The sequence below is a fragment of the Clostridium sp. genome, assembly GCF_050717635.1.
GTDB lineage: Bacteria > Bacillota > Clostridia > Clostridiales > Clostridiaceae > Clostridium_AD.
This window is the reverse complement of the sequence record NZ_JBOITO010000039.1, coordinates 344,029-370,064: the sequence shown is the minus strand read 5'-3', so window position 1 is coordinate 370,064 and position 26,036 is coordinate 344,029. Positions and strand designations below refer to the sequence as shown.

27 protein-coding genes, 1 pseudogene and 1 riboswitch are annotated in these 26,036 nt (G+C 30.7%); of the genes and pseudogenes, 19 read left to right on the top strand and 9 right to left on the bottom strand.

The features are described from left to right. Window positions 1-322 precede the first annotated feature (322 nt). Complete coding sequence (locus ACREWB_RS20710; RefSeq protein WP_431549354.1) at window positions 323-874, top strand: hypothetical protein; 552 nt, start codon at window positions 323-325, stop codon at window positions 872-874. 161 nt (window positions 875-1,035) lie between these two features. Beyond that, window positions 1,036-2,142 carry a DEAD/DEAH box helicase gene (locus tag ACREWB_RS20705; RefSeq protein WP_431549373.1) on the top strand — a complete coding sequence of 369 codons (1,107 nt, stop codon included), beginning with the start codon at window positions 1,036-1,038 and terminating at the stop codon, window positions 2,140-2,142. Between the two features lie 66 nt (window positions 2,143-2,208). Here ACREWB_RS20705 and ACREWB_RS20700 read toward each other — a convergent pair whose 3' ends face one another. Next, window positions 2,209-3,450, bottom strand: a complete 1,242-nt coding sequence (locus tag ACREWB_RS20700) for an HlyC/CorC family transporter (RefSeq protein WP_431549353.1) — start codon at window positions 3,448-3,450, stop codon at window positions 2,209-2,211. A gap of 322 nt (window positions 3,451-3,772) precedes the next feature. Here ACREWB_RS20700 and ACREWB_RS20695 point away from each other — a divergent pair, with 322 nt between their 5' ends. Next, complete coding sequence (locus ACREWB_RS20695; protein ID WP_431549352.1) at window positions 3,773-7,123, top strand: ATP-binding protein; 3,351 nt, start codon at window positions 3,773-3,775, stop codon at window positions 7,121-7,123. A gap of 77 nt (window positions 7,124-7,200) precedes the next feature. On the opposite strand, the gene ACREWB_RS20690 is transcribed toward ACREWB_RS20695, so the two are convergent. Beyond that, window positions 7,201-7,803, bottom strand: a complete 603-nt coding sequence (locus tag ACREWB_RS20690; protein ID WP_431549351.1) for a TlpA family protein disulfide reductase — start codon at window positions 7,801-7,803, stop codon at window positions 7,201-7,203. A 17-nt stretch (window positions 7,804-7,820) separates the two neighbouring features. Beyond that, window positions 7,821-8,525, bottom strand: a complete 705-nt coding sequence (locus tag ACREWB_RS20685; protein WP_431549350.1) for a cytochrome c biogenesis CcdA family protein — start codon at window positions 8,523-8,525, stop codon at window positions 7,821-7,823. A 319-nt stretch (window positions 8,526-8,844) separates the two neighbouring features. On the opposite strand from ACREWB_RS20685, the gene ACREWB_RS20680 reads away from it, so the two are divergent. Both ACREWB_RS20680 and ACREWB_RS20675 read left to right on the top strand, forming a co-directional pair. Continuing rightward, the gene (locus ACREWB_RS20680) at window positions 8,845-9,771 is read left to right on the top strand and encodes a DUF2156 domain-containing protein (protein WP_431549372.1); all 927 of its coding nucleotides are present in this window, start codon (window positions 8,845-8,847) and stop codon (window positions 9,769-9,771) included. A gap of 75 nt (window positions 9,772-9,846) precedes the next feature. Beyond that, window positions 9,847-10,398 (top strand): GNAT family N-acetyltransferase, encoded by a 552-nt coding sequence (locus tag ACREWB_RS20675; protein WP_431549371.1) that lies wholly within the window; start codon window positions 9,847-9,849, stop codon window positions 10,396-10,398. A gap of 78 nt (window positions 10,399-10,476) precedes the next feature. Here the strand turns inward: ACREWB_RS20675 and ACREWB_RS20670 are convergent, their stop codons facing one another. Then, the gene (locus tag ACREWB_RS20670) at window positions 10,477-10,680 is read right to left on the bottom strand and encodes a hypothetical protein (RefSeq protein ID WP_431549349.1); all 204 of its coding nucleotides are present in this window, start codon (window positions 10,678-10,680) and stop codon (window positions 10,477-10,479) included. Window positions 10,681-10,847: 167 nt separating this feature from the next. Here ACREWB_RS20670 and ACREWB_RS20665 point away from each other — a divergent pair, with 167 nt between their 5' ends. Further along, window positions 10,848-12,629 (top strand): ABC transporter ATP-binding protein, encoded by a 1,782-nt coding sequence (locus tag ACREWB_RS20665; protein WP_431549348.1) that lies wholly within the window; start codon window positions 10,848-10,850, stop codon window positions 12,627-12,629. A gap of 60 nt (window positions 12,630-12,689) precedes the next feature. Here the strand turns inward: ACREWB_RS20665 and ACREWB_RS20660 are convergent, their stop codons facing one another. Next, window positions 12,690-12,914: a hypothetical protein gene (locus ACREWB_RS20660; protein WP_431549347.1), complete on the bottom strand. Its 225-nt coding sequence runs from the start codon at window positions 12,912-12,914 to the stop codon at window positions 12,690-12,692. A gap of 46 nt (window positions 12,915-12,960) precedes the next feature. On the opposite strand from ACREWB_RS20660, the gene ACREWB_RS20655 reads away from it, so the two are divergent. From ACREWB_RS20655 to ACREWB_RS20635, 5 genes and pseudogenes are all read left to right on the top strand, one after another. Then, on the top strand, window positions 12,961-13,326 hold the full coding sequence (locus tag ACREWB_RS20655) for a PfkB family carbohydrate kinase (protein WP_431549346.1): 366 nt from the start codon (window positions 12,961-12,963) through the stop codon (window positions 13,324-13,326). Next, the gene (locus ACREWB_RS20650; protein ID WP_431549345.1) at window positions 13,319-13,618 is read left to right on the top strand and encodes a glycoside hydrolase family protein; all 300 of its coding nucleotides are present in this window, start codon (window positions 13,319-13,321) and stop codon (window positions 13,616-13,618) included. The genes ACREWB_RS20655 and ACREWB_RS20650 overlap by 8 nt, the downstream gene beginning before the upstream one ends. A gap of 22 nt (window positions 13,619-13,640) precedes the next feature. Beyond that, window positions 13,641-13,769: pseudogene (locus ACREWB_RS20645) on the top strand (hypothetical protein); the annotation flags it as partial. 47 nt (window positions 13,770-13,816) lie between these two features. Beyond that, a complete protein-coding gene (locus ACREWB_RS20640) occupies window positions 13,817-13,993 on the top strand; it encodes a hypothetical protein (RefSeq protein ID WP_503417251.1) in 177 nt (58 codons plus the stop codon). A gap of 167 nt (window positions 13,994-14,160) precedes the next feature. Next, window positions 14,161-14,880 carry a LiaF transmembrane domain-containing protein gene (locus ACREWB_RS20635; RefSeq protein ID WP_431549344.1) on the top strand — a complete coding sequence of 240 codons (720 nt, stop codon included), beginning with the start codon at window positions 14,161-14,163 and terminating at the stop codon, window positions 14,878-14,880. An 82-nt stretch (window positions 14,881-14,962) separates the two neighbouring features. On the opposite strand, the gene ACREWB_RS20630 is transcribed toward ACREWB_RS20635, so the two are convergent. Beyond that, a complete protein-coding gene (locus ACREWB_RS20630; RefSeq protein ID WP_431549343.1) occupies window positions 14,963-16,054 on the bottom strand; it encodes an AI-2E family transporter in 1,092 nt (363 codons plus the stop codon). Between the two features lie 447 nt (window positions 16,055-16,501). On the opposite strand from ACREWB_RS20630, the gene ACREWB_RS20625 reads away from it, so the two are divergent. After that, window positions 16,502-17,107 (top strand): 50S ribosomal protein L25, encoded by a 606-nt coding sequence (locus ACREWB_RS20625; protein ID WP_431549342.1) that lies wholly within the window; start codon window positions 16,502-16,504, stop codon window positions 17,105-17,107. 63 nt (window positions 17,108-17,170) lie between these two features. Here ACREWB_RS20625 and aspD read toward each other — a convergent pair whose 3' ends face one another. The 3 genes from aspD to ACREWB_RS20610 all read right to left on the bottom strand — a co-directional run bounded on the left by aspD (window position 17,171) and on the right by ACREWB_RS20610 (window position 20,485). After that, window positions 17,171-18,802 carry an aspartate 4-decarboxylase gene (aspD, locus tag ACREWB_RS20620; RefSeq protein ID WP_431549341.1) on the bottom strand — a complete coding sequence of 544 codons (1,632 nt, stop codon included), beginning with the start codon at window positions 18,800-18,802 and terminating at the stop codon, window positions 17,171-17,173. Between the two features lie 208 nt (window positions 18,803-19,010). Then, entirely contained in the window at window positions 19,011-19,322 is a 312-nt protein-coding gene (locus tag ACREWB_RS20615; RefSeq protein WP_431549340.1) for a hypothetical protein, read from the bottom strand. Between the two features lie 122 nt (window positions 19,323-19,444). Next, window positions 19,445-20,485 (bottom strand): alpha/beta hydrolase, encoded by a 1,041-nt coding sequence (locus ACREWB_RS20610; protein WP_431549339.1) that lies wholly within the window; start codon window positions 20,483-20,485, stop codon window positions 19,445-19,447. A 135-nt stretch (window positions 20,486-20,620) separates the two neighbouring features. On the opposite strand from ACREWB_RS20610, the gene ACREWB_RS20605 reads away from it, so the two are divergent. From ACREWB_RS20605 to thiE, 7 genes are all read left to right on the top strand, one after another. Beyond that, entirely contained in the window at window positions 20,621-21,058 is a 438-nt protein-coding gene (locus ACREWB_RS20605) for a rhodanese-like domain-containing protein (protein ID WP_431549338.1), read from the top strand. Window positions 21,059-21,078: 20 nt separating this feature from the next. Further along, window positions 21,079-21,669: a 4Fe-4S binding protein gene (locus ACREWB_RS20600; RefSeq protein ID WP_431549337.1), complete on the top strand. Its 591-nt coding sequence runs from the start codon at window positions 21,079-21,081 to the stop codon at window positions 21,667-21,669. Continuing rightward, window positions 21,662-22,240, top strand: a complete 579-nt coding sequence (locus ACREWB_RS20595) for a class I SAM-dependent methyltransferase (RefSeq protein WP_431549336.1) — start codon at window positions 21,662-21,664, stop codon at window positions 22,238-22,240. The genes ACREWB_RS20600 and ACREWB_RS20595 overlap by 8 nt, the downstream gene beginning before the upstream one ends. Window positions 22,241-22,283: 43 nt before the next feature. Continuing rightward, window positions 22,284-22,395, top strand: a riboswitch (TPP riboswitch). A gap of 94 nt (window positions 22,396-22,489) precedes the next feature. Continuing rightward, on the top strand, window positions 22,490-23,314 hold the full coding sequence (gene thiD / locus ACREWB_RS20590; protein ID WP_431549335.1) for a bifunctional hydroxymethylpyrimidine kinase/phosphomethylpyrimidine kinase: 825 nt from the start codon (window positions 22,490-22,492) through the stop codon (window positions 23,312-23,314). Further along, the gene (gene cytX, locus ACREWB_RS20585; protein ID WP_431549334.1) at window positions 23,307-24,524 is read left to right on the top strand and encodes a putative hydroxymethylpyrimidine transporter CytX; all 1,218 of its coding nucleotides are present in this window, start codon (window positions 23,307-23,309) and stop codon (window positions 24,522-24,524) included. The genes thiD and cytX overlap by 8 nt, the downstream gene beginning before the upstream one ends. Beyond that, window positions 24,500-25,336 (top strand): hydroxyethylthiazole kinase, encoded by an 837-nt coding sequence (thiM, locus tag ACREWB_RS20580; protein ID WP_431549333.1) that lies wholly within the window; start codon window positions 24,500-24,502, stop codon window positions 25,334-25,336. Before cytX ends, thiM begins: the two co-directional genes overlap by 25 nt. Further along, a complete protein-coding gene (thiE, locus tag ACREWB_RS20575; protein WP_431549332.1) occupies window positions 25,326-25,952 on the top strand; it encodes a thiamine phosphate synthase in 627 nt (208 codons plus the stop codon). The genes thiM and thiE overlap by 11 nt, the downstream gene beginning before the upstream one ends. The last annotated feature ends 84 nt before the right edge of the window (window positions 25,953-26,036 follow it).

Genomic DNA, 26,036 nt, shown 5'->3' with positions numbered 1-26,036 from the left:
AAAATTTAATTGACTCATTTGAAATCCTCCCGTATATGTTGGTTTTGTCACTTAACATTATACTAGAGTATTTCCCTTGAGTCTTTATTTTTTTTATTCTTCGGTCATTTCATTATACAACTTACCTGACATACCACTTAATAACAGATGATATCATAAACATGCCACTTGCCACGTGGGTGGCACCAGTTTTTGATTTTGTTCATTTTGTAAGTGAAGTTATACGGATTTTACCTTGATATTTTTTTATCACATATGATATGATAATCTTGTTCAAGATGTAAAACATTAATTAAAAAATAATAACAACGGGGGTATCCAAATGAAAATCAAAGCAATATTATTATCAGTAGCTCTAGGTGCTACATTATTAGTAGGATGTGGTGCTAATGACGAAGCAAAAGAACCTGCAAAGACTGAAGCAACAACACCAGCAGTTGCTGATGTAGTAACAACAGCATCACTTGTAGATACTGAAGCAGCTTTTGAAAAAGGAATAAGCAGTGAGGGTACATGGATTATTTCAACATTAAAGGATTTAACTTTTGACAAAGATATCGTAGTTGAGGGTGAACTTAAAAATACCAAAGATCCAGCAGTTTTACAACGTAAGATAGCTTTATACACTCAAGATGAAGATCGTAAAGTAACTGCTAGATTCACTTTGACTGCACCTAAATTAACTTTTAGTAGTCCAGCTGGAAGTATAGAACATGGAATTTTTAAAGGTGACCTTTATGTTACAGCAAACGACTTTCAATTAAAAGATGCTAAAGTAGAAGGAAATGTTTATTTTACTACAGATGAAGCTAAATCTACATTTAAAATGGATGATAAAAGTTCAGTAACTGGAGTTCAAGAATTAAAAAAATAAATTATATTAAAAAAACAGCCAATCCTAGTGGATTGGCTGTTTTTTTAGATGGTGCCACCCACGTGGCAAGTGGCATCTTTAACATGCCACTTGCCACGTGGGTGGCACCAATGGTATAATAAACTGACAAAAATATGTTTTAAATAGAAAGGTAAATGATAATGATAAAGTTTAAAAAATTAGGAATAAATGACGATATTTTAAATATGCTTAAAATTCAAGGGATAAATGAGCCGACTCCCATTCAAGAGCAAAGTATTGCACTCATAAAAGAAGGTAGCGATATTATAGCAGAGGCACAAACAGGTACCGGTAAAACACTGGCGTTTCTACTACCGATGTTTAATAATATGTCCCCTGATATAAATACAATTCAAGGATTAATAGTTACACCAACAAGAGAACTTGCAATACAGATAACTGCAGAAGCGAGGAAACTTGTAGGGGATAAAAAAATAAATATTTTGGCTGCCTATGGTGGAAAAGATATAGGTGTGCAGCTTAAAAAACTAAAGGGAAATATTCATCTGGTTATTGCAACACCAGGGAGGCTTCTTGACCATCTTAGTCGTGGTACGGTTGTACTGGATAATTTGAAGACCTTAGTGCTTGATGAGGCAGATCAAATGCTTCTTATGGGATTTAAGAATGATATTGAAGCTATTATAGAAAGAACACCGAAAAGTAGGCAAACATTATGTTTTTCAGCAACTATGAGCTCTGATGTTAAAAAGCTTGCTTATAAGTTTATGAACGATCCTAAAGAAATAATTATTAAAAAGGAACAAACAACACTTAAAAACATAAAACAATTCTTAATAGAAACCACAGATAGAAGAAAACAAGAAGATTTATGCAAGGTTTTAGATGAAAGTAATCCCTTTATGGCAATAATTTTTTGTAGAACTAAAAGAAGAGTTGATGATCTTGAGATGGCGCTTTATAAAAAAGGATATAACTGTAAAAAGCTGCATTCTGATATAACACAATCAAAAAGAGAAAAAATAATGAAAGAATTTAAAAATTGTGCCATTCAGTATTTAATTGCCACAGATGTAGCGGCTAGAGGGCTTGATATAAACGGAGTGAGTCATGTTTATAACTATGATATACCTGAAAGTGCGGAAGGCTATATACATCGTATAGGAAGAACTGGAAGAGCTGGCGAAGAAGGATACACATATTTATTTGCAGCTCCTAAGGATAAATTTATTTTGGATTCTATAGAAAAGAAAATAAAATGTCAAATTCCTAGGAAAATTTTATAGGAGATTTACAAATTTTAAAGTACTTAAAGCTGGTTTAGATAATAAGCTTTAAGTACTTTTTTTATGTTAAGTTATAATTTTCATTTTCACAATACGATTTCTGCTGGTACTTTGTATAGTGAATTTCGTATCATTATAATTTATAGTTTCACCTGTCTTTGGAAGTCGACCAAGTAGCCCTGTAACAAAGCCACCTATAGAATCAAAATCCTCTGATTCTATGTTTAAGCCTATCATTTCATTAATCATGCTTATTTTAGTATCGCCATCAACAATGTATTCATCTTCTTTAATAACTTCAATTTTATCTTCGTCATCGTCGTATTCATCTTCTAGATCGCCCACAATTTCTTCTACTAAATCCTCAATAGTAACAATACCAGAGGTACCGCCATATTCATCTAATAAGATTGCTATAGGTACTCTCTTTGCACGCATATCTGCAAATAAATCAACAGTGCTTTTAAACTCATAAGTAAAGTAAGGAACACGCATATGCTTTTCTATACTGAATTCTTCTTTTCCATCTTCGAAAAAAATTAAATCTTTAATATATAAAACTCCAATAATATTATCGACAGTCTCTTCATATATAGGTAATCTAGAGAATTGCTCTTCTCTAAAAATGTTTATGAGTTCTTGGTAAGTTGAGTTTATATTTGCTACAATCATATCTGTTCGTGGAGTCATAACATCCTTTGCTTGCGAATCTCCAAACTCAAATACATTATAAATCATTTGTTTTTCTTCGCCTTCTAAAACACCTTCCTCATGACTTACACTAACCATTGTTTTTAATTCTTCTTCAGTAATAAATGGTTTTACCTTATCAATTTCGCCACCAAGCATCTTAATAATTGTATTTGTTATATAAATTAACACTGTAATAAGTGGATTTAAAACAAAGGTAATTATACTTATTGGGCCAGAAACTTTTAGAGATATTTTTTCAGAATTTTGTGCAGCTAATGACTTTGGTGTTATTTCAGCAAAAATTAATACAACAATTGTCATTATGGCTGTTGCAATAGCTACTCCAGAGTCTCCATAAATGTTAATTGCAAGTGAAGTTGCTAGTGCAGATGCACCAATATTTGAAATGTTATTTCCTACTAAAATAGAACCTAAAAGTTTACTTGGATTTTTAATTAATTTATTAATTCTCTCAGCACCTTTAGTTTCGGAATCTACCATATGTCGTAACCTAATTTTGCTTAAACTCATTAAAGCAGTTTCAGAGGCAGAGAAAAAGGCGGAAAACATTAATAAAACAACTAAAGATATAATTTGCCACGCATCGGGGTCCATACTGTGTTCACACTCCTTAAGATTTAACTAACAAGATTATACCATGAATTAAGAAGTATTTGTATTGATTTAGCATTAATGTTTTAACAATTGTTTTATATTGGATATAAAACAATCAAGAGTAAATAATTCAAAATTTCAAATTTTTTGTCTGTTTTCGACAATATTGTAATGCATTATTTATTTTAAGTATAAAATACTTGTAACAATGTGTACTGTTTTGTTGTAATATATACGTATATTACATATAATATGTTATTATATATTGTAAGCATTTAGCTTAATACGTTATTACAAACAAAATTAATAAAGGAGCTAATTCATGAAAGAAATTAAGTCTAATAAAAGTAAAATATTTATTTTGCTATCAATAACTTTAATTATACTTTTGACAATAATTAAAGGAAGTAGCGAAGTTAGTCATACAGAAAAAAATATACCTATGGCTGTGGAGGGAGTATTAGATTTAAGAAATTGGGATTTTAAAAGGGATGGTATGATAAAACTTAATGGAGAGTGGGAGTTTTATGATAATGAGCTGTATATGCCTAGTGATTTTAAAAGTGCTTCTGAAGAAGCTATGAGCTATAAAAAGCTACCAGGCATTTTGGAACATCAGGGATATTGTACATATAAATTGAAGTTACTTATGAATAATAATGAGAACCTTTATTCAGTGAAAGCAGATTATATCCAAGGTGCATTCGAACTTATGGCTGATAATAGATTAATAACCTCTGTTGGGCAGGTGAGTAAGACAAAAGATGAAATGGTGCTACAACGAGTCCCCGCAATAGGTTCCTTCTACGTAGAAAATGGTCAAAGTTACTTATTACTTAGAATCAGTAATTTCTACAAGCAATATGCATTCATAGATACATTAGTGTTAGGTAGATCTTGGGAAATTACAGCTATGAGGGAGAATAAACTAGCATTAGATTTATTTATTATTGGATGTACCATTATGGCTGCTATATATAGTTTGGGTGTATTTATTAATAGAAGAAAAGACAAGGCTCAATTATATTTTGCAATGGTTTGTATAATTATTGCCATTAGAACATTATTTGTTGGCGAAGGTTTCATTATTTCGTTGTTACCTAACTTTAATTATAATTTCTTTACAAAGTTAAAAATATGGACTTTTTACTCGTACATTCCTTTTATAATTTTATTTATATATAGTTCATATAAAAAAACAATTTCAGATAAGGTTATTAAAACATCAAATTATTTAGCTTTATTATATACTGTAATGGTAATTTTTCTTCCTATTGAATATTATATATATTATTTACCGCCTTTTGAGATATTTGCGCTTTTGTCACTTTTTTATATGATGTACAAACTTTCTATACATAAAGAAGGGACTGACTATATAGTTATAGTAGGACTATTTGCACTAATTATTACGAGAATTAATGATATTTTATATGAATATAGTATAATAATTACAGGTTCTTTTGCATCGCTAGGGATATTGATATTTATTCTTGTGAATTACTATGTTTTAGCAAAAAGGCAAGCAAATGAACTTTCAAGAGTTGAAAATATTAGTACTAAACTAAAATCAGTAGATCACTTAAAAGATGATTTTTTTGCTATGACTTCTCACGAGTTAAAAACCCCACTTAACGGGATTATTGGATTAACCGAAGGAATAGTAAAAAATAAGAACCGTATCTTAGATGAGGAACTTAGAGAAGATTTATTTTTGGTAAATTCTAGTGCAAAACGATTAACTAACTTGGTTAACGATATGATGACATTCTCTAAGCTTAAAAACAATGAAATTGTATTAAATAGGAAATGTGTTAGTATGAGTAATATGATAGAAATGGTAATGAAATTTAGTCAAATTTCGTTAAATAATAAAAATGTTACTTTTACAAGTACGATAGATGAAAAGACACCATATGTATTTGGAGATGAAGATAGAATACAACAAATTCTATATAATTTACTAGGTAACGCTATAAAATTTACAAACATTGGACAAATAACATTATCCTATGCTGTAAAAAATTCATTTGTTCATATATATGTTAAAGACACAGGAATAGGAATCCCAAAGCAAAAGCTCCAAGAAATTTTTACTCGATATGAGCAGGTGGATGGAATTTCAGTTAAGTATGGTGGAACGGGAGTAGGGCTTTATGTAACTAAAGAACTTATTGAAATACAGGGTGGGAGTATAAAGGTTTCTTCGGTTATGGGAGAAGGAAGTGAATTTGAATTTACGCTTCCACTATGTACTAAGAAACAGCAAAAGAGTTATTCTATGGAAAATATACATAATAAATTTAATAAAGAGGCTAAAAAAATAGGTATTTCCAAGGAAAATGTCAAAAAAATTATTAATAAAAACATAAATTCTAGTGTTACAGATAAATATAAAATTTTAATAGTAGACGATGAGTACGTGAATCTTAAGGTGCTAAAGAACTTTTTATCTAGCAAACCTTTTGAAGTTTTAGAGGCTTCTAGCGGTAAGGAAGCATTGAGGCTTGTAGAAGAAAATGCAGATTTAGATTTAGTAATTCTTGATATGATGATGCCTGATATTTTAGGCTATAAAGTATGTGAAATAATTAGGGAAAAACAGTCTATGTTTGAACTCCCAGTATTAATTATGACTGCAGACAGTAATCTAGAGAACTTAGTTCTGTCCTTTGAGTGTGGTGCAAATGATTATTTAAAGAAACCTTTTAAGATGAATGAGTTATTGTGTAGGACTAATACGTTGATAACCTTAAAACATTCGGTCAAAGGAGCATTATCACTGGTACATGAGATTTCAGTAGCTGAAAATAAAGTTGAAACACTTAGGATACAAAGTGAAGAAACTAATAGACATGTGGAAGATCTTATGGAAAATGACAAGGTGAAAACAGAATTTTTAGCTAATATGTCACATGAACTTAGAACTCCTCTAAATGTAATTTGTAGTACAATACAGTTATTAAAGTCTCTTGATGGATCAAAAAGCTTAGGTGATGAAAAAATTAAATATTATATCAAGATAATGAATCAGAATTCTTTAAGGTTACTTAGACTTATAAATAATATAATAGATACAACTAAAATAGATGCAAACTACATAAGCCTTAACCTAAAAAATGGAGATATAGTGTATATTGTAGAAGAAATATCTCAATCCGTGGCTGAGTATATAAAGAATAATGGCATAACCCTTATATTTGATACTGATGTAGAAGAAAAAACAATAGCTTTTGATGAAGAAAAAATTGAGAGAATTATGCTGAATTTATTATCTAATGCAGTTAAATTTACCAAAAAGAATGGAAGTATTCTAGTTAATATTTTGGATAAAGGTGATTTTGTTGAAATATCTGTGAAGGATACAGGCATAGGAATTCCAAAAGATAAGTTGAAATTTATTTTTGAACGATTTGCTCAAATTGATAAGTCTACATCCAGGCAAAATGAAGGTAGTGGGATAGGACTAGCGTTAGTAAAGTCGCTAGTAGAATTGCATGGCGGTGGAATTTCTGTAAGTAGTGAAGAGGGAATGGGAAGTGAATTTATCATAACTCTACCAGTTAGAGTAATTGATAAAGAACAAGAAGAAAATAGTTTAAAAAATAGAGAGGTATTTAAAACAAACTATGATGAAAATCTATCAATAGAATTCTCTGATATATATAGGTAGAGTTATGATAAGAAAAGTAAAACCCTTAGAAAATTGTTAAAATTTCCTAAGGCGTTTTATTTTAAAGTGATATGAGATTATAGTTCACTAATGTGGGCTTTCATTTCTTCTAGGGTCATGTATCCAATTTTTGTTGATACAATATTACCTTCTGTATCAATAAAATATGAAGTTGGATATCCAGTAAGTTTATATTGATTAGATGTATTTTCATCTGAATCCAATAAGACTTTAAAGCTGAATTTGTTATCATCAATAAAAGATTTTGCTGCGTCCCTGCTCTCACCAACATTTATAGCTAGGATAACTAAATCAGAATCCTTAGTTTCATTATATACTTTTTCAATATCAGGCATTTCTGCTTTGCAAGGAGGGCACCAACTTGCCCAAAAATTTAGAAACACTTTTTTACCTTTGAAATCACTTAGGGATACTTCCTTGCCGTTTAAATCCTTAAGTTTGAAATCTAAAGCTGGTATTTTTTCAGGAGTAGTATTTTCACCAGAAGCAGGTTCTTTTTCAGTTGCAGCTTCTGAACTTGGAGTTGTACTATTTTCCTTAGAATTTTCTTCTTTAGCTATGGCTAAATCCTTTGCTTTGTTTTTATTATAATTAGTTACAGTGTAGATACTTATGCCAAATACTAAGATAACAAGTAATGGTAGAATTAGTTTTTTCATTATTTTCCTCCAATCAATTAAAAATTAAAAAACTCAAAATAACGGCTTAGTTTACTTACTTTATCTGTGAAAATAAGAACACCCATTGCTACTAAGAGTATTCCACTTATATAGGATACTATAGGTAAATATTTAAAAATCACATTTTTGTGTTTTGTAAAGCTACCGATTGCAAGTGCAGTCAATATAAAGGGAACGGCAAGACCTAATGAATATACAGAAAGCAAAATAATACCCTTTCCTATTGTTTCAAAACTACTTGCATAGATAAGTATAGATGATAGTATAGGACCTATACAAGGGGTCCAACCAGCAGCAAAAGCCATACCCATAAGTATAGAACCGAACTTACCACTAGCTTTATTAAATGAAAAAAATCTTTTTTCTCTATAAAGCAGCTTAATCTTTAGTAAACCCATTGTATGGAATCCGAATATAATCATTAAAGTTCCACTAATTTTTCTGAAAATAATTACATTATCGTTAAAAAGTTTGCCAAGGGTGGTTATAGATGCACCCATTATAATGAAAATAATAGAAAAACCTAACACAAATCCAAAAGATTTATATAATATAGTAAGTTTTGCTTTTTTATTATCTAATTCATCAATGGCTGTTCCAGTTAAGTAACTAATGTACGCTGGTACTAGTGGTAAAACACAGGGGGATAAAAAAGAAAGTAAGCCTGCTGAAAATGCTAATATGAAAGAAATATTGTCCAAGTATGCATCACCTCCTAGGATATTAATTTAATATAAATTTGTAAGTGGATTTAATTAAATTATATTATTGATATTGTATTTACTATATCATAATACCATGATACAATGATATAGTAAATCATAATAATTATTATAAAGTAACAGTTACAGAGAAGAACGGAAAAGACTAACATTTATTTTATGATTATAAATTTTTTATTTGGAAGTTATGATGGTTCACAGAAGATTCATTTGCAAAAACCTAGAAAATAGTGTATAATAATGTATTGATGTAAATAGATATTTATATTTATGTCTCATATTGAAGGGAAAGGTTGATATAATGATTTTTAAAAGACTTGTAATTGAGGATAAGGATATATTGGAGAATTTTATAAATCCATATAAATTTTTAAGCTGCGAATATTCTTTTACAACTTTATATATATGGAGAAAAGCTTGCGATGTTTGTTTTACTACTTATAAAGATGCTCTAATAATAAAGAAAAAAGATTTTGAAGGAAAATACTACTTTATGCAGCCATTAGGCTATAACAAAGAAAATCTTAAAGAAATAATAAAGGAACTAATGGAGTATAAGACAGAACGCAATATGGATTATTTATTTAAAGACCTTGATGAAGAATTTATGAGAGAAATAAAAGACATATATGATGATCATGATGTTAAGTGTCTTTGCATAAAAGAAGATAGAGATAATTTTGATTATTTGTATGAAGCTGAAAAGCTTATAAAGCTTTCGGGTAAGAAGCTACATGGGAAAAAGAATCATTATAATTCATTTATTAAAAATTATAATTATGAAGTTAAAGATATTGAAGATGAAGATGTTAAAAAAGATGTAATAGTAGCTGCAGAAAAATGGTATGAGGATAATAGCGATGATCATATGCTTTTTTATGAATTACAGGGAATAAAAGATGTGTTGAAAAACATGGATACTATGAATACTGTTGGTATAGCTGTTTATGTAGATGACAAAATAGTAGCTTTTAGTTTAGGAGAAAAATTAAATGATGGTTTAGCAGTAATTCATATAGAAAAGGGAGATATGAATTATAGTGGAGTGTACAGCTTTATTAACAAAACTTTTATCGATAGATGCTTTAGTGATGTTAAGATAATTAATAGAGAACAAGACCTAGGAATTGATGGTCTTAGAAAATCTAAATTATCATATCATCCTTTGAAATTAGAAAAAAAGTATATTTTTAGTGTCAACCATCTTTGTAAGATTATTTCATAAAAAATAGACTAGCTAGGCTAGTCTATTTTTTTGAAGATAACTCAAGTAATATTAAAAAAAATAGAGGGAAGTGATATAGTGAAAAATCTTTTAATTGGGGAAAAAGTTAAACTTACTTCTATTAATGAAGAAGATATTCCAGAAATTCAAAAGTGGCACACTGATGTAGAATTTATGCGCTATTATGATGTAGTTAGTGCTATTCCTAAAGATGTGGAAGAGGTAAAAGAGATAATTAGTGATATAAGAAAATGTAGTACAGGTTATATTTTTGCTATAAAAAATCTAGAGCATAAAGAATTTGTTGGCATTACAGGATTTGAAAATATAGCTTGGAACAATGGGACTGCAATAATTTATATAGGAATTGGAGAAGAAAAGCATAGGGGGCGCGGATATGCGAAGGAAGCTCTTAGCCTTACCATGGAATTTGGATTTGAGGAGCTGAATTTGCATAGAATAGAGCTTACTGTGCTTGAATACAATGAAACTGCTATAAAACTATATGAGAAATTAGGCTTCAAAAGAGAAGGGGTCTATAGAGAATTTATACATAGAGATGGCAAGCGATATGATATGTATTTATATGGAATACTGAGACTGGAGTGGGATGCTCTAAAAAAATAAACTTGAAAAAGCACAGCAGATTAATATAAATCTACTGTGCTTTTCTATGCTAATGTGTTTACTGTAATTTAATATTATCTAGTTCTTGTTTCTAGTTGCTTGTTGATTTGCAGCTTGTATTCCAGCGTTTCCATTATTCTTGTATCCGTTTTCGGCATTTCTACTATCTTGGGTAGAAGAAACCATACTTTGCTTTTTAGTTGCAACTTCATCAGGTGCAATACCTTTACTGCCCGGAATAAAGTTTTGATTTTCAGCTACAATACTTTTGTTTTGGCTCATAAAAAACATCCCCTTTATTAATTCTATTTTAATATGGTGCCCAAAATTAAATTTACTTATGCTGAAAAATATTTTAAGAGCTATTTACATTGTATAAATGTTATCTTAAAATATAAATGTAATGTAACTATAACGTTACATGATATAATATAATGAGGTGTTTTTATATGAAGCAAGACAATGGTAATGATTTTGAGAATCTACTTGAGAGTTACAAGTTCAATAATAACAAACCACTGATAACTCTTTTATATATGTATAAGGGAAACTGGGGAAAACTCTTGGTATCAATAATGTTTTTTGTTGTTAAAAATTCACCTGTGTGGATAATTCCTATAGTCACAGCAAATATAATTAATATTGCCAGCAATCCATCTGAATACAGCTTAAGCTCGTTAAGATTAAATTTAATAATAGCATTCATTGCTATAATTCAAAATGTTCCAACTCAAATGATGCATATTAAATATCTAGCTCAACCTGTAAGGTATGTGGAAGCAAAACTTAGGAGCAACTTAGTTTCGAAACTTCAGATACTTTCTATTTCTTATCATAAAGAACTTAAATCGGGAAAATTACAGTCAAAGGTACTTAGGGATGTTGAGGCTATTCAGTTATTGTCTATGCAGATTTATTCAACAATACTTCCACTGGTATTTAATATTACTATAGCTCTAATTATTACAGTTACTAAAAGTCCAATGATGGCTTTATTTTTCTTTATAACATTGCCCACGGCACTTATATTTACAGGATTATTCAGAAAAAATATTAGGACAAGCAATACAGACTTTCGTAAAGAAATAGAAGAAATGTCGGCTAATGTAGCTGAAATGGTTGAGATGGTTCCGGTTACAAGAGCTCATGGCCTAGAAAATGTAGAGATTGAAAAGATGCAACTCCAATTAAATTTGGTTAAGAGTAAAGGATATCACTTGGACCTAATAAATGCTTTTTTCGGAGCCTCAAGTTGGGTTGTATTTCAGGTTTTTCAGGTAATATCTTTGGGATTCACCGGTTATCAAGCCTATATGGGTAGAATAACTATAGGAGAAGTAGTTTTGTATCAGGGGTATTTTACTTCAATACTGAATCAAGTTGCCAATGTAATGAATACCTATCCAATCCTAGTAAAGGGTATGGAGTCAATAAGTTCTGTAGGCGAAATACTTACAGCAAATGATGTGGAGAATAATAAGGGTAAAGTGAAAGTTAAGAGTGTTAGTGGAGATATTAACTTTGAAAATGTTGAGTTTAGCTATGGAGATTCGAAGGAACCTGTACTTAAAGACTTTAATCTTCATGTTAAAAAAGGTGAGTGTATTGCATTTGTAGGAGAATCTGGAGCAGGTAAAAGCACTATACTTAATCTCATAGTAGGATTCAATAGTCCTACTAAAGGGAGAATTTTACTGGATGGTGTTGATATGTCTGAGTTAGACTTAACAAGCTATAGAAAATTTATTGCAGTGGTTCCGCAAAACACACTTCTTTTTTCAGGAACGTTGCGTGAAAATATAACCTATGGTCTATCTTCAGTAGATGATGAAAAGTTAGATGTAATTATGGAATATGCAAATATTAAAGAGTTTACTTCTAAATTACCTGGTGGAATTGATACTCAGGTTGGTGAACATGGTGGAAAGTTATCAGGTGGACAAAGGCAACGTATAGCTATTGCAAGGGCACTTATACGTGATCCTCAAATAATTATGTTAGATGAGGCTACTTCAGCGCTAGATAATATATCCGAATTACAAGTTCAGAAGGCTATGAATAACTTAATCAAAGGGCGTACTACTTTTATAGTAGCTCATAGATTATCGACTATAAGAGATGCAGACAAGATTGCAGTTATGAGTAATGGAATATGTGTTGAATTTGGTACATATGATGAATTAGTGGCAAGGCAGGGAGAATTCTATAAACTGAAAAAATTGCAATTGTAATAAATAGGATGAGTTTTTATAAACTAAATTAAAATAAGGCAGATATACCTGCCTTAAAAATTAATCTTTATTATTCTCTTTATTTTCATCGAAAATATCTTCTAAAATGTTATCATTATTAATGCTAAGTATGTTTGGTATGTTTGGTGTGTTAGGCATGAAAATGTTAGATATACTAATCATATTAGACATGTTAGACATGCTAGATAAATCATTACTTAAAATATCATCTTCATCCCATTCATCTTCTAAGTTATTTGTATCATCTAAGTTCTTATCCTTCATAGAGAACCACCTTTCAAAATTTTATTGGATTTATATTGTGGGTATTGTGCCCATTAGATATTTTGTTTATACTAAAAAAGAAATAAATAGCAGCGATTTTGAGGAAGGAGATACTCTTCATTTTTGCTCTGCTAGTCTAATAGATGCTCTGATCAAAATCGCTCATAGTAAAGCTATAGAATATTGCAAGGCTAAAAATGGTATTATAAGTTTTGACCCTAATATAAGGCTACCACTATGGAATAGCGATGATGAATGCAGAAGGGCAATATTGGAATTTCTGCCTAGGGCTAATATACTTAAAATAAGTGATGAAGAGCTCCAATTTATAACAGAAATCCAAGATGAAGAAACTGCACTAAATAGTCTATTTAAAGGTAATGTAGCTATTGTTATATCATATTATGCCTAAAATTGGATGGTTTAATGATCCCAATGGTTTATGTTATTTTAAGGGCGAATATCATGTGTTTTATCAATATTCGCCACTAGATGCAAATGGTGGATTGAAAGTTTGGGCTCATTATAAATCAACAGATTTTCTTCACTGGGATGATTTAGGAATAGCCTTATATCCAGACCGTGAATTTGATAGAGATGGAGTTTATTCGGGATCAGCTTTAGTAGAAGGTGAAGAATTATATTTATTTTATACTGGAAATGTAAAAGAAGAGGGTAACTATGATTATCTAATTACATGTTAGAGATCCAAAGGTTTGGAAGGAAAACAATAATTATTATATGGTACTTGGTGCAAGAGGAAAAGATATTATGTTCATATCGCCTCAAGGCATGTGTCCAAAAGGGGATTTGTATAATAATATATATCAAAGTGGATATGTGGAGAGGTTTTAGAATTAAAACTGGAGGTAGAGAATCTTTTCGGAGATTTTAAGTTAGTTATGAGAAATGACTGTAAATTGACGTTTAGCGCGGATGAAAAAAAATTTGAGCTATCCTTAGGTAAGAGTGGATATGGTAGAATGAATAGAAGTGTTAAATTAGATAAATTAGATTCCATATGGATATTTTCAGATACGTCTTCCCTAGAAATATTTATAAATGATATTGCGCTGTAGTCAAATAAAATAAATATAAATTAACATTGCACCCCTTTTATTCGCATATATAATAAAGTAGTGGGGCTGGCAGGCAATAATCTTGTTGACACAAATAAAAGGATAAGTTATTGTTATAAAGATGCCACTTGCCACGTGGGTGGCACTAAAGGGGGGGGGCGATTATTTTGAAAAGTAAAGTTTGGTTAGGAATCATTTTTATATTAATTGGTGTTAGTGCAATATTTCAACAATTGGGATTTTGGAGCTTGGGGCATATAATATCAATGTGGTGGCCACTTATACTAATAGGAGCTGGGGTAAGTCAGTTAAGTGGTAAACCCGTTTCTAAAACTTCAGGAATCGTATTAATAGTGCTTGGTGTACTATTCCAAATGCGAAAGCTTGATATAATTAGTGTTAGCCTAGCAAGATTTTTTTGGCCAGGAATAATAATAGCTATTGGGGTATCAATGTTAGTCCCAAGAAATTCAGCTAAAAGAAACTATGAATTTAATAAAGAAGATCATGAGTTTAGTAAAGCAGAAATTGACGAGGATATGGTAGATAATTTAGCACTTTTTTCAGGCGTAAAAACCAGAAATGTCTCTAAAAACTTTAAAGGTGGTAGTCTTGTTGCACTTTTTGGTGGTGTTGATTTAGATCTTAGAGATGCTTGTCTCTTAAATAATGCTGCAAGAATAGATGTAACAGCTGCTTTTGGCGGAGTGGATATAATAGTTCCTCCAGATTGGAAGATTGTAGTGAAAGGCGTTCCTATTTTCGGAGGATGGTCAAATAAAACTAGAGGCAGAAACTATGACAATCCAGATGCACCAATTTTAACCTTGCATTGTTTTGTAGCTTTTGGTGGAGTAGATATAAAAAATAAAGATAGAAATTATTAAGTAATCATAAAGGTTCGGCAATTTACTTGCCGAACCTTTATGATTATAAGATGCCACTTGCCACGTGGGTGGCACCATTTTTTCAGTTTTTAAGTCTTTTGTTAATAAAATCATCCAATAACATCTTAACTAAGGCTATAGCGGGAATTCCAAGTAACATTCCCCAAATGCCGAAAAGACCTCCACCGAGAACAAGCCCGAGAATTATGAGTAGTGGACTAAGTCCAACTTTATCGCCAATAATTTTTGGGGAAATGAACCATCCATCTATATTACTTAAGGTTACAACGAATAGTACTAATTCTACAGACTTAATTGGACTAAAGAATAGCGTTATTATCACAGCTGGAATCATACCCATAATATTTCCGAAGTAAGGAATCATATTTGTTACCCCTATAAATAAACTAAAAGGCAACGCATAGGGTATTTTTAATATCAAGAATCCAATAAAAGTAATACAACCAAAAATAATAGAGGTTATTATTTTTCCAACAAAATATCTACTAACAGTAGTATGAACTATTTTTCCGAAATCGATTAGCCAGATAGCAACAGATTTACTTGAGATAGCGTAAATAAATTTTTTGAAATAATTAATAATAGATTCTTTGTCAGCTAAAAAATAAATTGAAATTACAATACCAGTCATTAATTTAATAAATAAAGAAGTTAAATTCATTAGGTTATCAATTATGATTTGTAGTCCAGGGGCAAAATATGTAGATATATCACTATTAAAATTATTGAGGTAATCTTTTAAATAAGAGCTAATATTATAATTATTTAATAGTTCATTTTTAGATAGAAAATTAATAGACCAGCTATATGTTTTATTTGCAAATTTAGGGATATTAGCAAATAAATCGAGAACACTTTTAATAACGTTAGGTGTGATCAAAGTGATTATTAGAATAATTATACCTATAAGAACAGTATAAATTATGCTTATACTATAAATTCTTTTTATTTTTGTTTCCTTTTCAATGTAGACCATAAGTGGATTAAGTAAATATGCTATAACGAAACCCCAAATAAAAAAACTAAGTAAAGATGAAGTTCTTTGAAAGAGTGAACCTATATTTTCAATGTTATTTATTATCCTAAAAAGAAGAAAAGTAATTATAATTATAGGGATAAGTTTTACAAGTGGTATTTTTTTGAATTCAATCAATTTAATTCCTCCAATACATATTTATAAATATAATTATAGCAGTTAAGAACGATTAAATGAAGAGTTTTATTACGGTTGCAAAAATTAGTAACATAGTATGTAACTTCTGTTTGCTATTAAGTGATAATATGTGCTAAGATGTGATATAATATAATTATGTTTAATTACTAATGCTACCGTTTGAGTAGTGATGCTGTTTTTTTATTAATATAAATAATAGATACAATATAGAAATCTAATATATGTATTTACTATTATTAGACATAGCAGAATTAAAGTTGTCTTTTAATATTTATAATTATACATATTAAATTTTTAAGTCTGTTGGTTAAAAAAATAAAATTATTTTAAAGTTCAACGTAAAATTCAGTGGAAATTAGTATTGGTAACATATGTAGGTAAAAGACTAAACAAAAGGGCTTAATAAGCCAAGAGGAGCGAATTATTATGAATGAAACAATTTTAGATGCATTTGAAAGAATTCCAACAAAGCATAAATTTAACGAAGAAGGTTTTGTTGCAGGTGTAATGTATGGAGATAAGATTAAGGAAGCAATATCTGTAAAGTTTGATTTAGTAGAATTAATAAAGATTCTTAAAAAACATGGTTCTAATTCAAAAGTATGGGTTAAATACGGAGAAGAAAAGAAATTTGGATTTGTTAAAGAAATTCAAAGACATCCTGTATCAGCAAAAATAAACCATATAGACATACAAATTGTTGCGCTAGACCAAGAAGTAAAATTACAATTACCAATTACTTTCGAGGGTGAATCTAACCTTATAGACAATTTACTTGAGCTTGCAGTTTATAAATCTGAAATAGATGTTTTTGGAACAATGGATATAATGCCAGATTATGTAACTATCAATGTAGCAGATAGAAAACTTGGAGATTCAGTTACAATAAAAGACTTCGATTTGAATGAAAAAATTAAAGTTACTGATGAAGAAGATGAAGTTTATGCAGCTATAGTTGCAAGAAAAGAAATAGAAGATGAAGAAGAAGTTGCAGAGGAAGCAGTTACTGTTGAACCTGTAGTTGAAGCTTAAAAAAGTGACATATTAAAGTGAATAAAAAGTACCTAGTCTCAAAATTTTGAGACTAGGTACTTTTTAGATATCATCTGCTTTCCATTTAGCTACGTATTCCTCTAAAATCTTACGAATTACTTTTCCAATTGTAGGGTAAGATTCATCATCTAAATTGGCAAGTGATATTCTAATAGACCATTCAGGTCCATGAAAACCACTTCCACTGAGTAGTACTATAGAAGATTCTTCTGCTAACTTTAATAGGATATCCACTGGTTTATAATTTTCCTTTAAATAATTCATAAATTCATCGTTATAATTATTTTTGGCCCATTCCAGTAAATCAAATTGAGTATAATAGGCAGCATCATACTCGTCATCCTTTACCGATATTCCTAAGTTATCAAATAATAGTTTCTTACGTTGTCGACAAATTCGTTTTGTCAGTTTTTTATATCTATCATCGTCATCGGTTAATGCAAACAGTGAAAAAAATGCCATTTGAACTTGTTGTGGAGTAGATAAGCCTGCAGTGTGATTCAGGGCTACTTGACGGCTATCTGCAACAATTCTATCAATGAAAAGAATTTCATCAGGATTTATAGAAAGTCCTCCATAACGTATCCTTGCCCTTTCTTTTTTCTCTTCATCTTGATCTTTTAATAATTTGTCAAATACATTATCTTCATGTAGTGCAATAGTTCCAAGTCGCCACCCTGTTACCCCAAAATATTTTGAAAACGAATAAACTCCGATTGTATTATAAGGTAAATCTGCCATTAGTGAATGAAAGTTGTCTACAAAAGTGCCATATACATCATCTGAAATAATCATCAAGTTAGGATTATTTATTTTTACAATTTCTTTAAGCATATCCACTGTTTGTATATTAATTGCAACAGAGGGGGGATTGCTTGGATTAACTATAAATAGTGCTTTTATTGAAGTATCCTGAAGTTTTTCAATTTCTATTGAAGGATACTGCCATGTATGGGTACCATCTTCAGCTATTTCATTTGCTACTATGTCAACTACTTCAAAATCATACCTTGGTAAATGCGGAATTTCAAGGTATGGTGTGAAAATGGGGGACATAAGTGCAATTTTATCACCTTGCGATAATATGTTATTTGCAATTAGCGAATCAAATATATAACACATTCCTGCTGTGGCTCCTTCCACTGCAAATAAATTAAATTTGCGCACAAGAGGTTTGTTGTAACATAATTCTTGAATAAGGTAATCATTCACTACGCTTTCAATATGCTTAAGCATTCTATCAGGCTCTGGATAATTATCACCAATAATTCCATCTACGAGTTCATGTACCCAATCATCACCATCAAAACCTTTTACGGTAATTCCATAATTAATCATATTATTAAGAAGTTCAATACCAGGTGAATCCTTGTGATTCTTCACAAAACCCATAAAATTTCTGAAAATACCTTTTTTATTGGGCATACCAGCCAAATCATTATCATTCCATTGTTTCCTAGATTCTTCCACAGCAAAATGGCCAAAGGTAAAGAAAGCATCCCGAGGCGTAGCTGCAATCCAATTTGGATTGCCGCGTCCTGCATCTAATAATGAATGGGCACTACTCTTATTTGATTCCTTTGCAAGGCTGATTAATTTATCTTTAAGTTCAAATGGACTGACTTTGCCATAAATGTTTTCTATTTCTTCACGTTCAGTACTATAATTTTTCATCGTTTTACACCTTTCTTATTTTAAATGTCTTATTAAATGTGATAATCTTTATTATATCATTTTGATTTAAATAATTAAAGATACTTAAAAAAATATAAAGTGGATAGACTAAAAATATATAAAATATAATACGATAAAAAATATAGATTGAAAAAAGAGTAAGTAAGTATAATATAAATTAAGGCAGGATTATCCTGCCTTAAAATTATTACTTACTTTTACCTTTATTTGCTTTTGATTGCTTATTCAAGCTCTTTGTTTCTTCTAAAGTAGAGGAATTAGAGCTACTAGACATATCGGACATATTAGAAGCACCACTAGTGCTGCTAGTCATATCGGAATTTGAGTAAGTACTTGAACCTGAGTTTTGAGCTGATTGATTATTCAGCTGTTTTGTTTCTTCTAGTGGAGCACCACTAGTGCTACTAGTCATACCAGCATTTGAGTAGGAACTGTTACCTTTATTAGCCCTCGACTGTTCATTTAGTTTTTTTGTTTCTTCTACACTATTATTATTCATAATATTATCCCTCCTAATATAAAATCATACTGTTTTATCAGTACAATTTCTAGTCTACCCATTTTGGTATAAAATATAGATGAAATGATTGGGATATTTGTATTGACTTGAAAAATTTAAAATTATTTTTTGTTAAATTGTTTTAATAAATATGTGGATATCTCATTCAATGATTGTTCTGCTTTTTTTGTAATTTTACCCATTGAAATGAAGCCATGAGTGACACCTTTATATCTAGTAGAAATCACATTCACACCTGCGGTTCGTAATTTATTCCCGTAAGCTTCACCCTCATCCCTTAGTGGATCAAATTCAGCTGTGATTATTAGGGTGTCTGGTAATCCATTAAGATTTTCAGATAATATAGGAGAGGTATAATTATTTTTTCTATCTTCTAATTTTGGAGTATATAGGGATATAAATCTCTCAGAGTTTTCAGTTGTAAGACTATAGTCCATACCAAAATATTCCCAAGATTTAGTATTTAGTTGATAAATATTTGTAGAAGGATATATTAGTACCTGACAAGTTATGTGAGGACCATCTTTATCACGTGCCATTTGAGAAATTACTGCAGAAATGTTGCCACCAGCACTGTCTCCTGCAATACATATTCGACTAGAGTCCCCATTAATACTTTTAGCATTTTTATACACCCATTGGAGCACGTTATATACGTCATTAACTCCAGCAGGAAAAGGATTTTCTGGTGCAAGGCGGTAGTTTACAGAGACTACTATTGCCTTAGTATTTTTTGAAAGTTTCCTACAAACATTTTCATATTCATCAATGCTACCACTTACAAAACTACCACCATGTGAATAAATTATTAAAGGGAAAATATTGCCCTCATCCGGTGTATATATTCTTACTGGTACCTGATTTGAATCTGTTTGTATATCCATATTTTTTATGTTTTGAAAAGATATAGGCTTTGAATTGAATATTTTTGTAGATTTAAGTAATGCTATACGTATTTCATAAATTGATTTTTCTTTTAGTGAAACAGGGTTAAAATATTGTTCTACTTTTGACATTGTACCTAATATTAAATCAATCTTACCATTACTTGTTGTAGTTATATTTTTAATTACAAAATAACCGTATGTTATTGCAAAACATACAACTACTAAAAAAATCCATAACACTTTTTTCTTTTTCATACAAAAAACCTCCAGCATTAATATTGTTAGTATTATGCCCATATAAATTATATTAAATAAATACTTTTTTAATATACCCCCATATGGTATAATCAAAAGTAACTAATAGGTTATTTCGATTGAGGGGGTATATCAATGAGTATAAAATTAAAGACTAAAAATATTTATTTAATAACTGCCATTCTTATGGTGGGAGTATTTTCAGGTTGTAGCAATAAGAATATTGAAACTAAAAATGAAGTTACAACTGCACAAAAAGAAATTAACTTCAGTAATATTACTCCAGAAGAAGCTAAGAAGAGGATTGATAGTGAAAAGGGAATTATTATTTTAGATGTAAGAACAAAGGAGGAATATGAAACTGGTCACATAGAAAATTCCATATTAATGCCTGTAGATACCATTGTGGAGGAGGCAAAGAAAAACCTTGTGGATAAGGAAGCAACTATATTTGTATATTGTAGAAGTGGAAATAGAAGTGCTGCAGCAGCAGGCATATTAGTTGAACAAGGATATATAAATGTATATAATTTGGGTGGAATAATAAATTGGCCCTATGAAGTTGTAGAGTAACTTATGGAAAGGATGTTAATATGAATAAAAAATGGAAAAACAACTTGTATATATTAACCATACTATTTTTCGCAATTGGATTTTTTAATATTATTTTTGCATGGCTTGGTTTTGCCTGCATGATTATTCCATTTATATTACTAGCAAAGAACGGTAAGAAGACATGGTGCCAAAATTATTGTCCAAGAGCAAACTTATTCACCACATTATTCAAAAATAAGCCTATAAAAGTTGCACCTAAATGGTTGACAAAAGGTGATACAAAAACATATTTGTTAATTTATTTTAGTTGTAATTTATTTATACTATTTATGTCAACAATAATGGTATTTAGAGGTAGAATGGAATCAATGGAAAAAGTGAGATTTCTGATTGCATTTCAGCTTCCATGGAACATGCCTCAGCTTTTAAATATAAATTCTATACCAAATTGGGCAGTACACTTATCCTTTAGAGTTTATTCTATGATGTTTACAAGTACAGTTATAGGGATGATACTTGCTTTTTTGTATAGTCCTAGAACGTGGTGTACCATATGCCCTGTAAATACAATATCGGATATGGTTATAAGTAAAAAATCTAAGAAACAGAGGAAGGGATTAAATGCATAAGTTTAATATAAAGAATATAGAAAAATTAGATAATCCAGAACGAAGAAGGATAATGCCTCCGGAAGAAACATTATTAAAATTTAAGATTGAGGATAATGGTGATTTATTAGATGTGGGGTGTGGTATAGGGTATTTTACGGTGCCAGCTTCAAAACTTCTTAAAAACAATAAAGTTATAGGGGTAGATATAGTTCCAGAGATTTTAGATTTTGCAAGGGAAAAAGCAGCGGGGATAAATAATATAGAATTTACAACAAGTGAAGAATATACTTTTCCGGTAGAAGATGATAGCTTTAAATATGTACTTATTAGCAATGTTATTCATGAAGTTGTGGATAAAGCTAGATATTTTAATGAAGTTAAAAGAGTATTAAAAGATGATGGTTATTTTTTAATAATAGACTGGGATAAAAGAAAAATGGAAATGGGACCTTCTTTAAACGACAGAATTTCTATATGTGATATGATGGAGTTGTGTAGTAAAGCAGGATTCAGAACAGTAGAACGTATAGATATATCACCTAATCACTATGGCTTAAGATTACAAAAGATAAACAAAAATTGTGATTAATGCTTTGTTATGTTATTATAAAATCATGAATTAAAAAGTGAATAACCAAACACAGGGGAGTTGGGTAAGCCAACTGAGATTAAGAACTGTAATTCTTTGACCCTAATAACCTGAACTGGATAATGCCAGCGTAGGAAGTTGTTTATTGGTATATTATATATTTTTATATAGCATGGTAATTTAAACACAAATCCTATGGGTTTGTGTTTTTTGTGTTGCTTTTTTAAATATATTTTAGGAGGGAATCAAATGAAAAAAGTTTTAACTATAGCAGGTTCAGACAGTTGTGGAGGAGCAGGCATGCAAGCAGATTTAAAAAGTTTTAGTGCAAATGGCGTATATGGAATGAGTGTTATTACAGCCATAACAGCACAGAATACCATGGGTGTTTTTGCAGTACAAGACCTAGAGGATGAAATCATTAAAGCACAAATCGATGCTATTTTTACGGACATAATTGTAGATGCAGTTAAAATTGGTATGGTGTCTACAATTTCAGCTATTGATGCAATAAGTGAGAAATTAGAACTATACAAGCCGACAAACATTGTACTCGATCCCGTAATGATTTCTAAAAGCGGTTATTCACTCTTAAAGCCAGAGTCAAAAACAGCACTTATTAAGAAATTAATACCACTAGCATTAATTATTACACCTAATGTTCCAGAGGCTGAAGAAATCCTTCGCGAAGTGAATTCTCATATTATAAGCATTGAAACTGTAGAAGACATGGAATGTGCTGTAAAGGAAATGTACAAGCTTGGATGCAAAAATGTTCTTTTAAAAGGCGGACATATTAAGGGAAAGGCCATAGATGTATTTTATAACGGAATTGAAATTACACATTATTGTTCAGAAAGAATAAATACAAAAAATACTCATGGAACGGGATGCACCTTATCTTCTGCCATAGCCGCAAATTTGGCAATTGGCATTGACATCAAGGATGCAATAAAAAATTCGAAACAGTATATAACATCGGCAATAAAGCATTCTCTCGATATTGGGCATGGTGTTGGTCCTACCAATCATTTTTATAAATTATATAAGAAAGCAGGTATGAAAAATGATTAATGATAGTGAAAAACTAGGTTTTTGGACCTTTGTGTTCTTATGGTTCGGAGCTGCGGTTTCTGCTGCTGAAATACTGACCGGAGGATTAATTGCACCCTTAGGATTTAAGATGGGGATAATAGTAATAATACTTGGACACACAATTGGAACAGGAATATTGGTGATGGGAGGTATCATAGGTACTAGAGAAAAAGTGCCATCAATGACATCAACCAATATTTCTTTTGGAGTATATAGTACCTACTTATTTTCAATTTTAAATGTACTTCAGCTAATTGGATGGACAGCAATTATGATAAAGGTAGCAGCAAATTCTGTAAATCTTATAGCTCAAAGTTTATGGAATTTCGATAATGTTTTAGTATGCATATTGGTTATTGGGATTTTTACTATTATGTGGCTTTATTTTGGGAATAAAGGCATGAAAAAATTAAATATTACAGCGGTAGCTTTGCTTTTTATACTTACATTGGTACTAGGAGTTATTATATTTAAAGATAAAGCATTACTCACCAAAGCAAGTACCGGAGAAATATCTTTTGGAGGAGCATTAGAACTCAGTATAATTATGCCTCTTTCATGGCTACCTTTAATTGCAGACTATACTAGATTTGCAAAAAGCGAAAAGGAAGGTGCATTCGGAAGTTTCATAGGCTATTTTTTAGGAAGTTCATGGATGTTTATTATAGGACTTGGGGCGGTTATAGTTTCAAACAATTCAGACCCTTCAGCTATTATGCTTGCAGCAAATTTAGGGATTACAGCTCTAGGAATAGTAGTCTTATCTACAGTAACTACTACATTTTTAGATGTGTATTCAGCAGGAGTTTCCTTTTTAAACATTGTGCCAAAGTTTAGTGAGAAAAAAGTTGGTATTATCATGGCTATTATTGGGACACTAGTAGCTGTAATATTTCCTATGGGAAATTATGAGGGCTTTTTATATGCTATAGGTTCAGTATTTGCTCCATTATTCGCGATCTTAATTACTGATTATTTTGTAATAAAGAAAAATACAAAAGTGCAAGCGAGTGTTCTCATAAACTTTGGAGCAATTATTGTTTGGATTATAGGAATAGTAATTTACTATAGCTTTATAAAACTTGATTTTATATTAGGAGCTACAATGCCAGTTATGGTTCTAACAGGATTTATATATGCAATAAGTTGGAGGATGATGTCTAAATGGAAATTAATAAAAAAATCATAGAACTCTTAAACAATGTAAAAGAAAAAAGCCCCTTGGTACATCATATAACAAATTATGTTACCGTTAATGATTGCGCTAATATTACGCTTGCGCTAGGTGGGTCACCAGTAATGGCGGAGGATATTAATGAAGTTCGTGAGATGGTATCCATTTCCTCATCACTTGTAATAAACATAGGAACATTAAATAGCATAAGTGTGCAGTCTATGATTGTGGCAGGAAGAATGGCAAATAAATTAAATATTCCAGTTATCCTAGATCCTGTTGGTGCAGGGGCAACATCCTATAGAACAGATACTGCTAAGAGAAATATAAGTGAAGTAAAACTCTCCGTTATTAGAGGGAATTTATCAGAAATTAAAACACTTTATGGTATTGAATCTAAAACAAAAGGTGTAGATGCATGCCAGGATGTTTCTGCATATGGTAATGAACTAATTCAGGAAAAAGGAATTGCTAAGGCACTTGCAAGTAAACTAAATACTGTGATAGCTATAACTGGTGAAGTAGACATAATAACAGATGGTAAAACACTTTACTCAGTAGAGAATGGGCATAAAATAATGTCTAAGGTTACAGGTACAGGATGCATGTGTACTTCACTTATAGGTTCATATCTAGGAGTAGGGGGTAACAATCTAATAGCAGCACTAGCAGGGGTTGTTTCTATGGGTATAGCAGGAGAAATAGCTTATGAAGGATTAGATAAAAGTAAGGGTGGCACCGGGTCATTAAAAGTAAAAATAATAGATGCTATTTATAATTTATCTGAAGATGATATTGTGAAAAGGAGTAAAATAAATGAGGAATAATATAGATTACAGCCTTTATCTTGTTACAGATAGAGATATACTCGTGGATACAGATATATATACTGCTGTTGAGGAATCAATAAAAGGGGGAGTTAAATTAGTTCAACTTAGAGAAAAGAGATTAGGTACTCTAGAATTTTATAACATTGCAGTAAAAATTAAAATTATTACTGATAAATATAAAATCCCATTAATAATAAATGACAGAATAGATATTGCAGAAGCTATAAATTGTGCAGGAGTCCATCTGGGTCAAAATGATATGCCAATGGATATTGCTAGGATTATAATGGGTAATAATAAAATAATAGGGGTTTCCGCATCTACACTGGAAGAGGCCAAAAAGGCAGAGATGGAAGGAGCGGATTATGTAGGGGTTGGAGCTATGTTCCCGACAACTACTAAAGATGATGCAAGTGTGGTTTCTGTGAGTTGCTTGAGGTCGATAAAAGAAAATATTCTTATTCCAGTAGTTGCTATTGGTGGGATTAATAAAGAAAATATACAATTGTTAAGGTTGGCAAATATTGATGGTATAGCTGTAGTTTCAGCTATACTTGGGAAAAAAGATTCAAAGACAGCAGCAGAAGAACTTGGGGTTTTAATTAAATTATAAAATCAAATATTTTGAATATTGCAATTATTACTTGTAATTAATGGCAAACTAAATTATAATTAAATTTAATAGTTACCATATTGT

Excerpts from the sequence above, each read along its gene's own strand:
- ACREWB_RS20710 (WP_431549354.1), top strand. The coding sequence starts at position 323 with ATGAAAATCAAAGCAATATTATTATCAGTAGCTCTAGGTGCTACATTA.
- ACREWB_RS20705 (WP_431549373.1), top strand. The coding sequence starts at position 1,036 with ATGATAAAGTTTAAAAAATTAGGAATAAATGACGATATTTTAAATATG.
- ACREWB_RS20700 (WP_431549353.1), bottom strand. The coding sequence starts at position 3,450 with ATGGACCCCGATGCGTGGCAAATTATATCTTTAGTTGTTTTATTAATG.
- ACREWB_RS20695 (WP_431549352.1), top strand. The coding sequence starts at position 3,773 with ATGAAAGAAATTAAGTCTAATAAAAGTAAAATATTTATTTTGCTATCA.
- ACREWB_RS20690 (WP_431549351.1), bottom strand. The coding sequence starts at position 7,803 with ATGAAAAAACTAATTCTACCATTACTTGTTATCTTAGTATTTGGCATA.
- ACREWB_RS20670 (WP_431549349.1), bottom strand. The coding sequence starts at position 10,680 with ATGAGCCAAAACAAAAGTATTGTAGCTGAAAATCAAAACTTTATTCCG.
- ACREWB_RS20665 (WP_431549348.1), top strand. The coding sequence starts at position 10,848 with ATGAAGCAAGACAATGGTAATGATTTTGAGAATCTACTTGAGAGTTAC.
- ACREWB_RS20660 (WP_431549347.1), bottom strand. The coding sequence starts at position 12,914 with ATGAAGGATAAGAACTTAGATGATACAAATAACTTAGAAGATGAATGG.
- ACREWB_RS20650 (WP_431549345.1), top strand. The coding sequence starts at position 13,319 with ATGCCTAAAATTGGATGGTTTAATGATCCCAATGGTTTATGTTATTTT.
- ACREWB_RS20640 (WP_503417251.1), top strand. The coding sequence starts at position 13,817 with ATGAGAAATGACTGTAAATTGACGTTTAGCGCGGATGAAAAAAAATTT.
- ACREWB_RS20625 (WP_431549342.1), top strand. The coding sequence starts at position 16,502 with ATGAATGAAACAATTTTAGATGCATTTGAAAGAATTCCAACAAAGCAT.
- aspD (WP_431549341.1), bottom strand. The coding sequence starts at position 18,802 with ATGAAAAATTATAGTACTGAACGTGAAGAAATAGAAAACATTTATGGC.
- ACREWB_RS20615 (WP_431549340.1), bottom strand. The coding sequence starts at position 19,322 with ATGAATAATAATAGTGTAGAAGAAACAAAAAAACTAAATGAACAGTCG.
- ACREWB_RS20610 (WP_431549339.1), bottom strand. The coding sequence starts at position 20,485 with ATGAAAAAGAAAAAAGTGTTATGGATTTTTTTAGTAGTTGTATGTTTT.
- ACREWB_RS20605 (WP_431549338.1), top strand. The coding sequence starts at position 20,621 with ATGAGTATAAAATTAAAGACTAAAAATATTTATTTAATAACTGCCATT.
- ACREWB_RS20600 (WP_431549337.1), top strand. The coding sequence starts at position 21,079 with ATGAATAAAAAATGGAAAAACAACTTGTATATATTAACCATACTATTT.
- ACREWB_RS20595 (WP_431549336.1), top strand. The coding sequence starts at position 21,662 with ATGCATAAGTTTAATATAAAGAATATAGAAAAATTAGATAATCCAGAA.
- thiD (WP_431549335.1), top strand. The coding sequence starts at position 22,490 with ATGAAAAAAGTTTTAACTATAGCAGGTTCAGACAGTTGTGGAGGAGCA.
- cytX (WP_431549334.1), top strand. The coding sequence starts at position 23,307 with ATGATTAATGATAGTGAAAAACTAGGTTTTTGGACCTTTGTGTTCTTA.
- thiM (WP_431549333.1), top strand. The coding sequence starts at position 24,500 with ATGGAAATTAATAAAAAAATCATAGAACTCTTAAACAATGTAAAAGAA.
- thiE (WP_431549332.1), top strand. The coding sequence starts at position 25,326 with ATGAGGAATAATATAGATTACAGCCTTTATCTTGTTACAGATAGAGAT.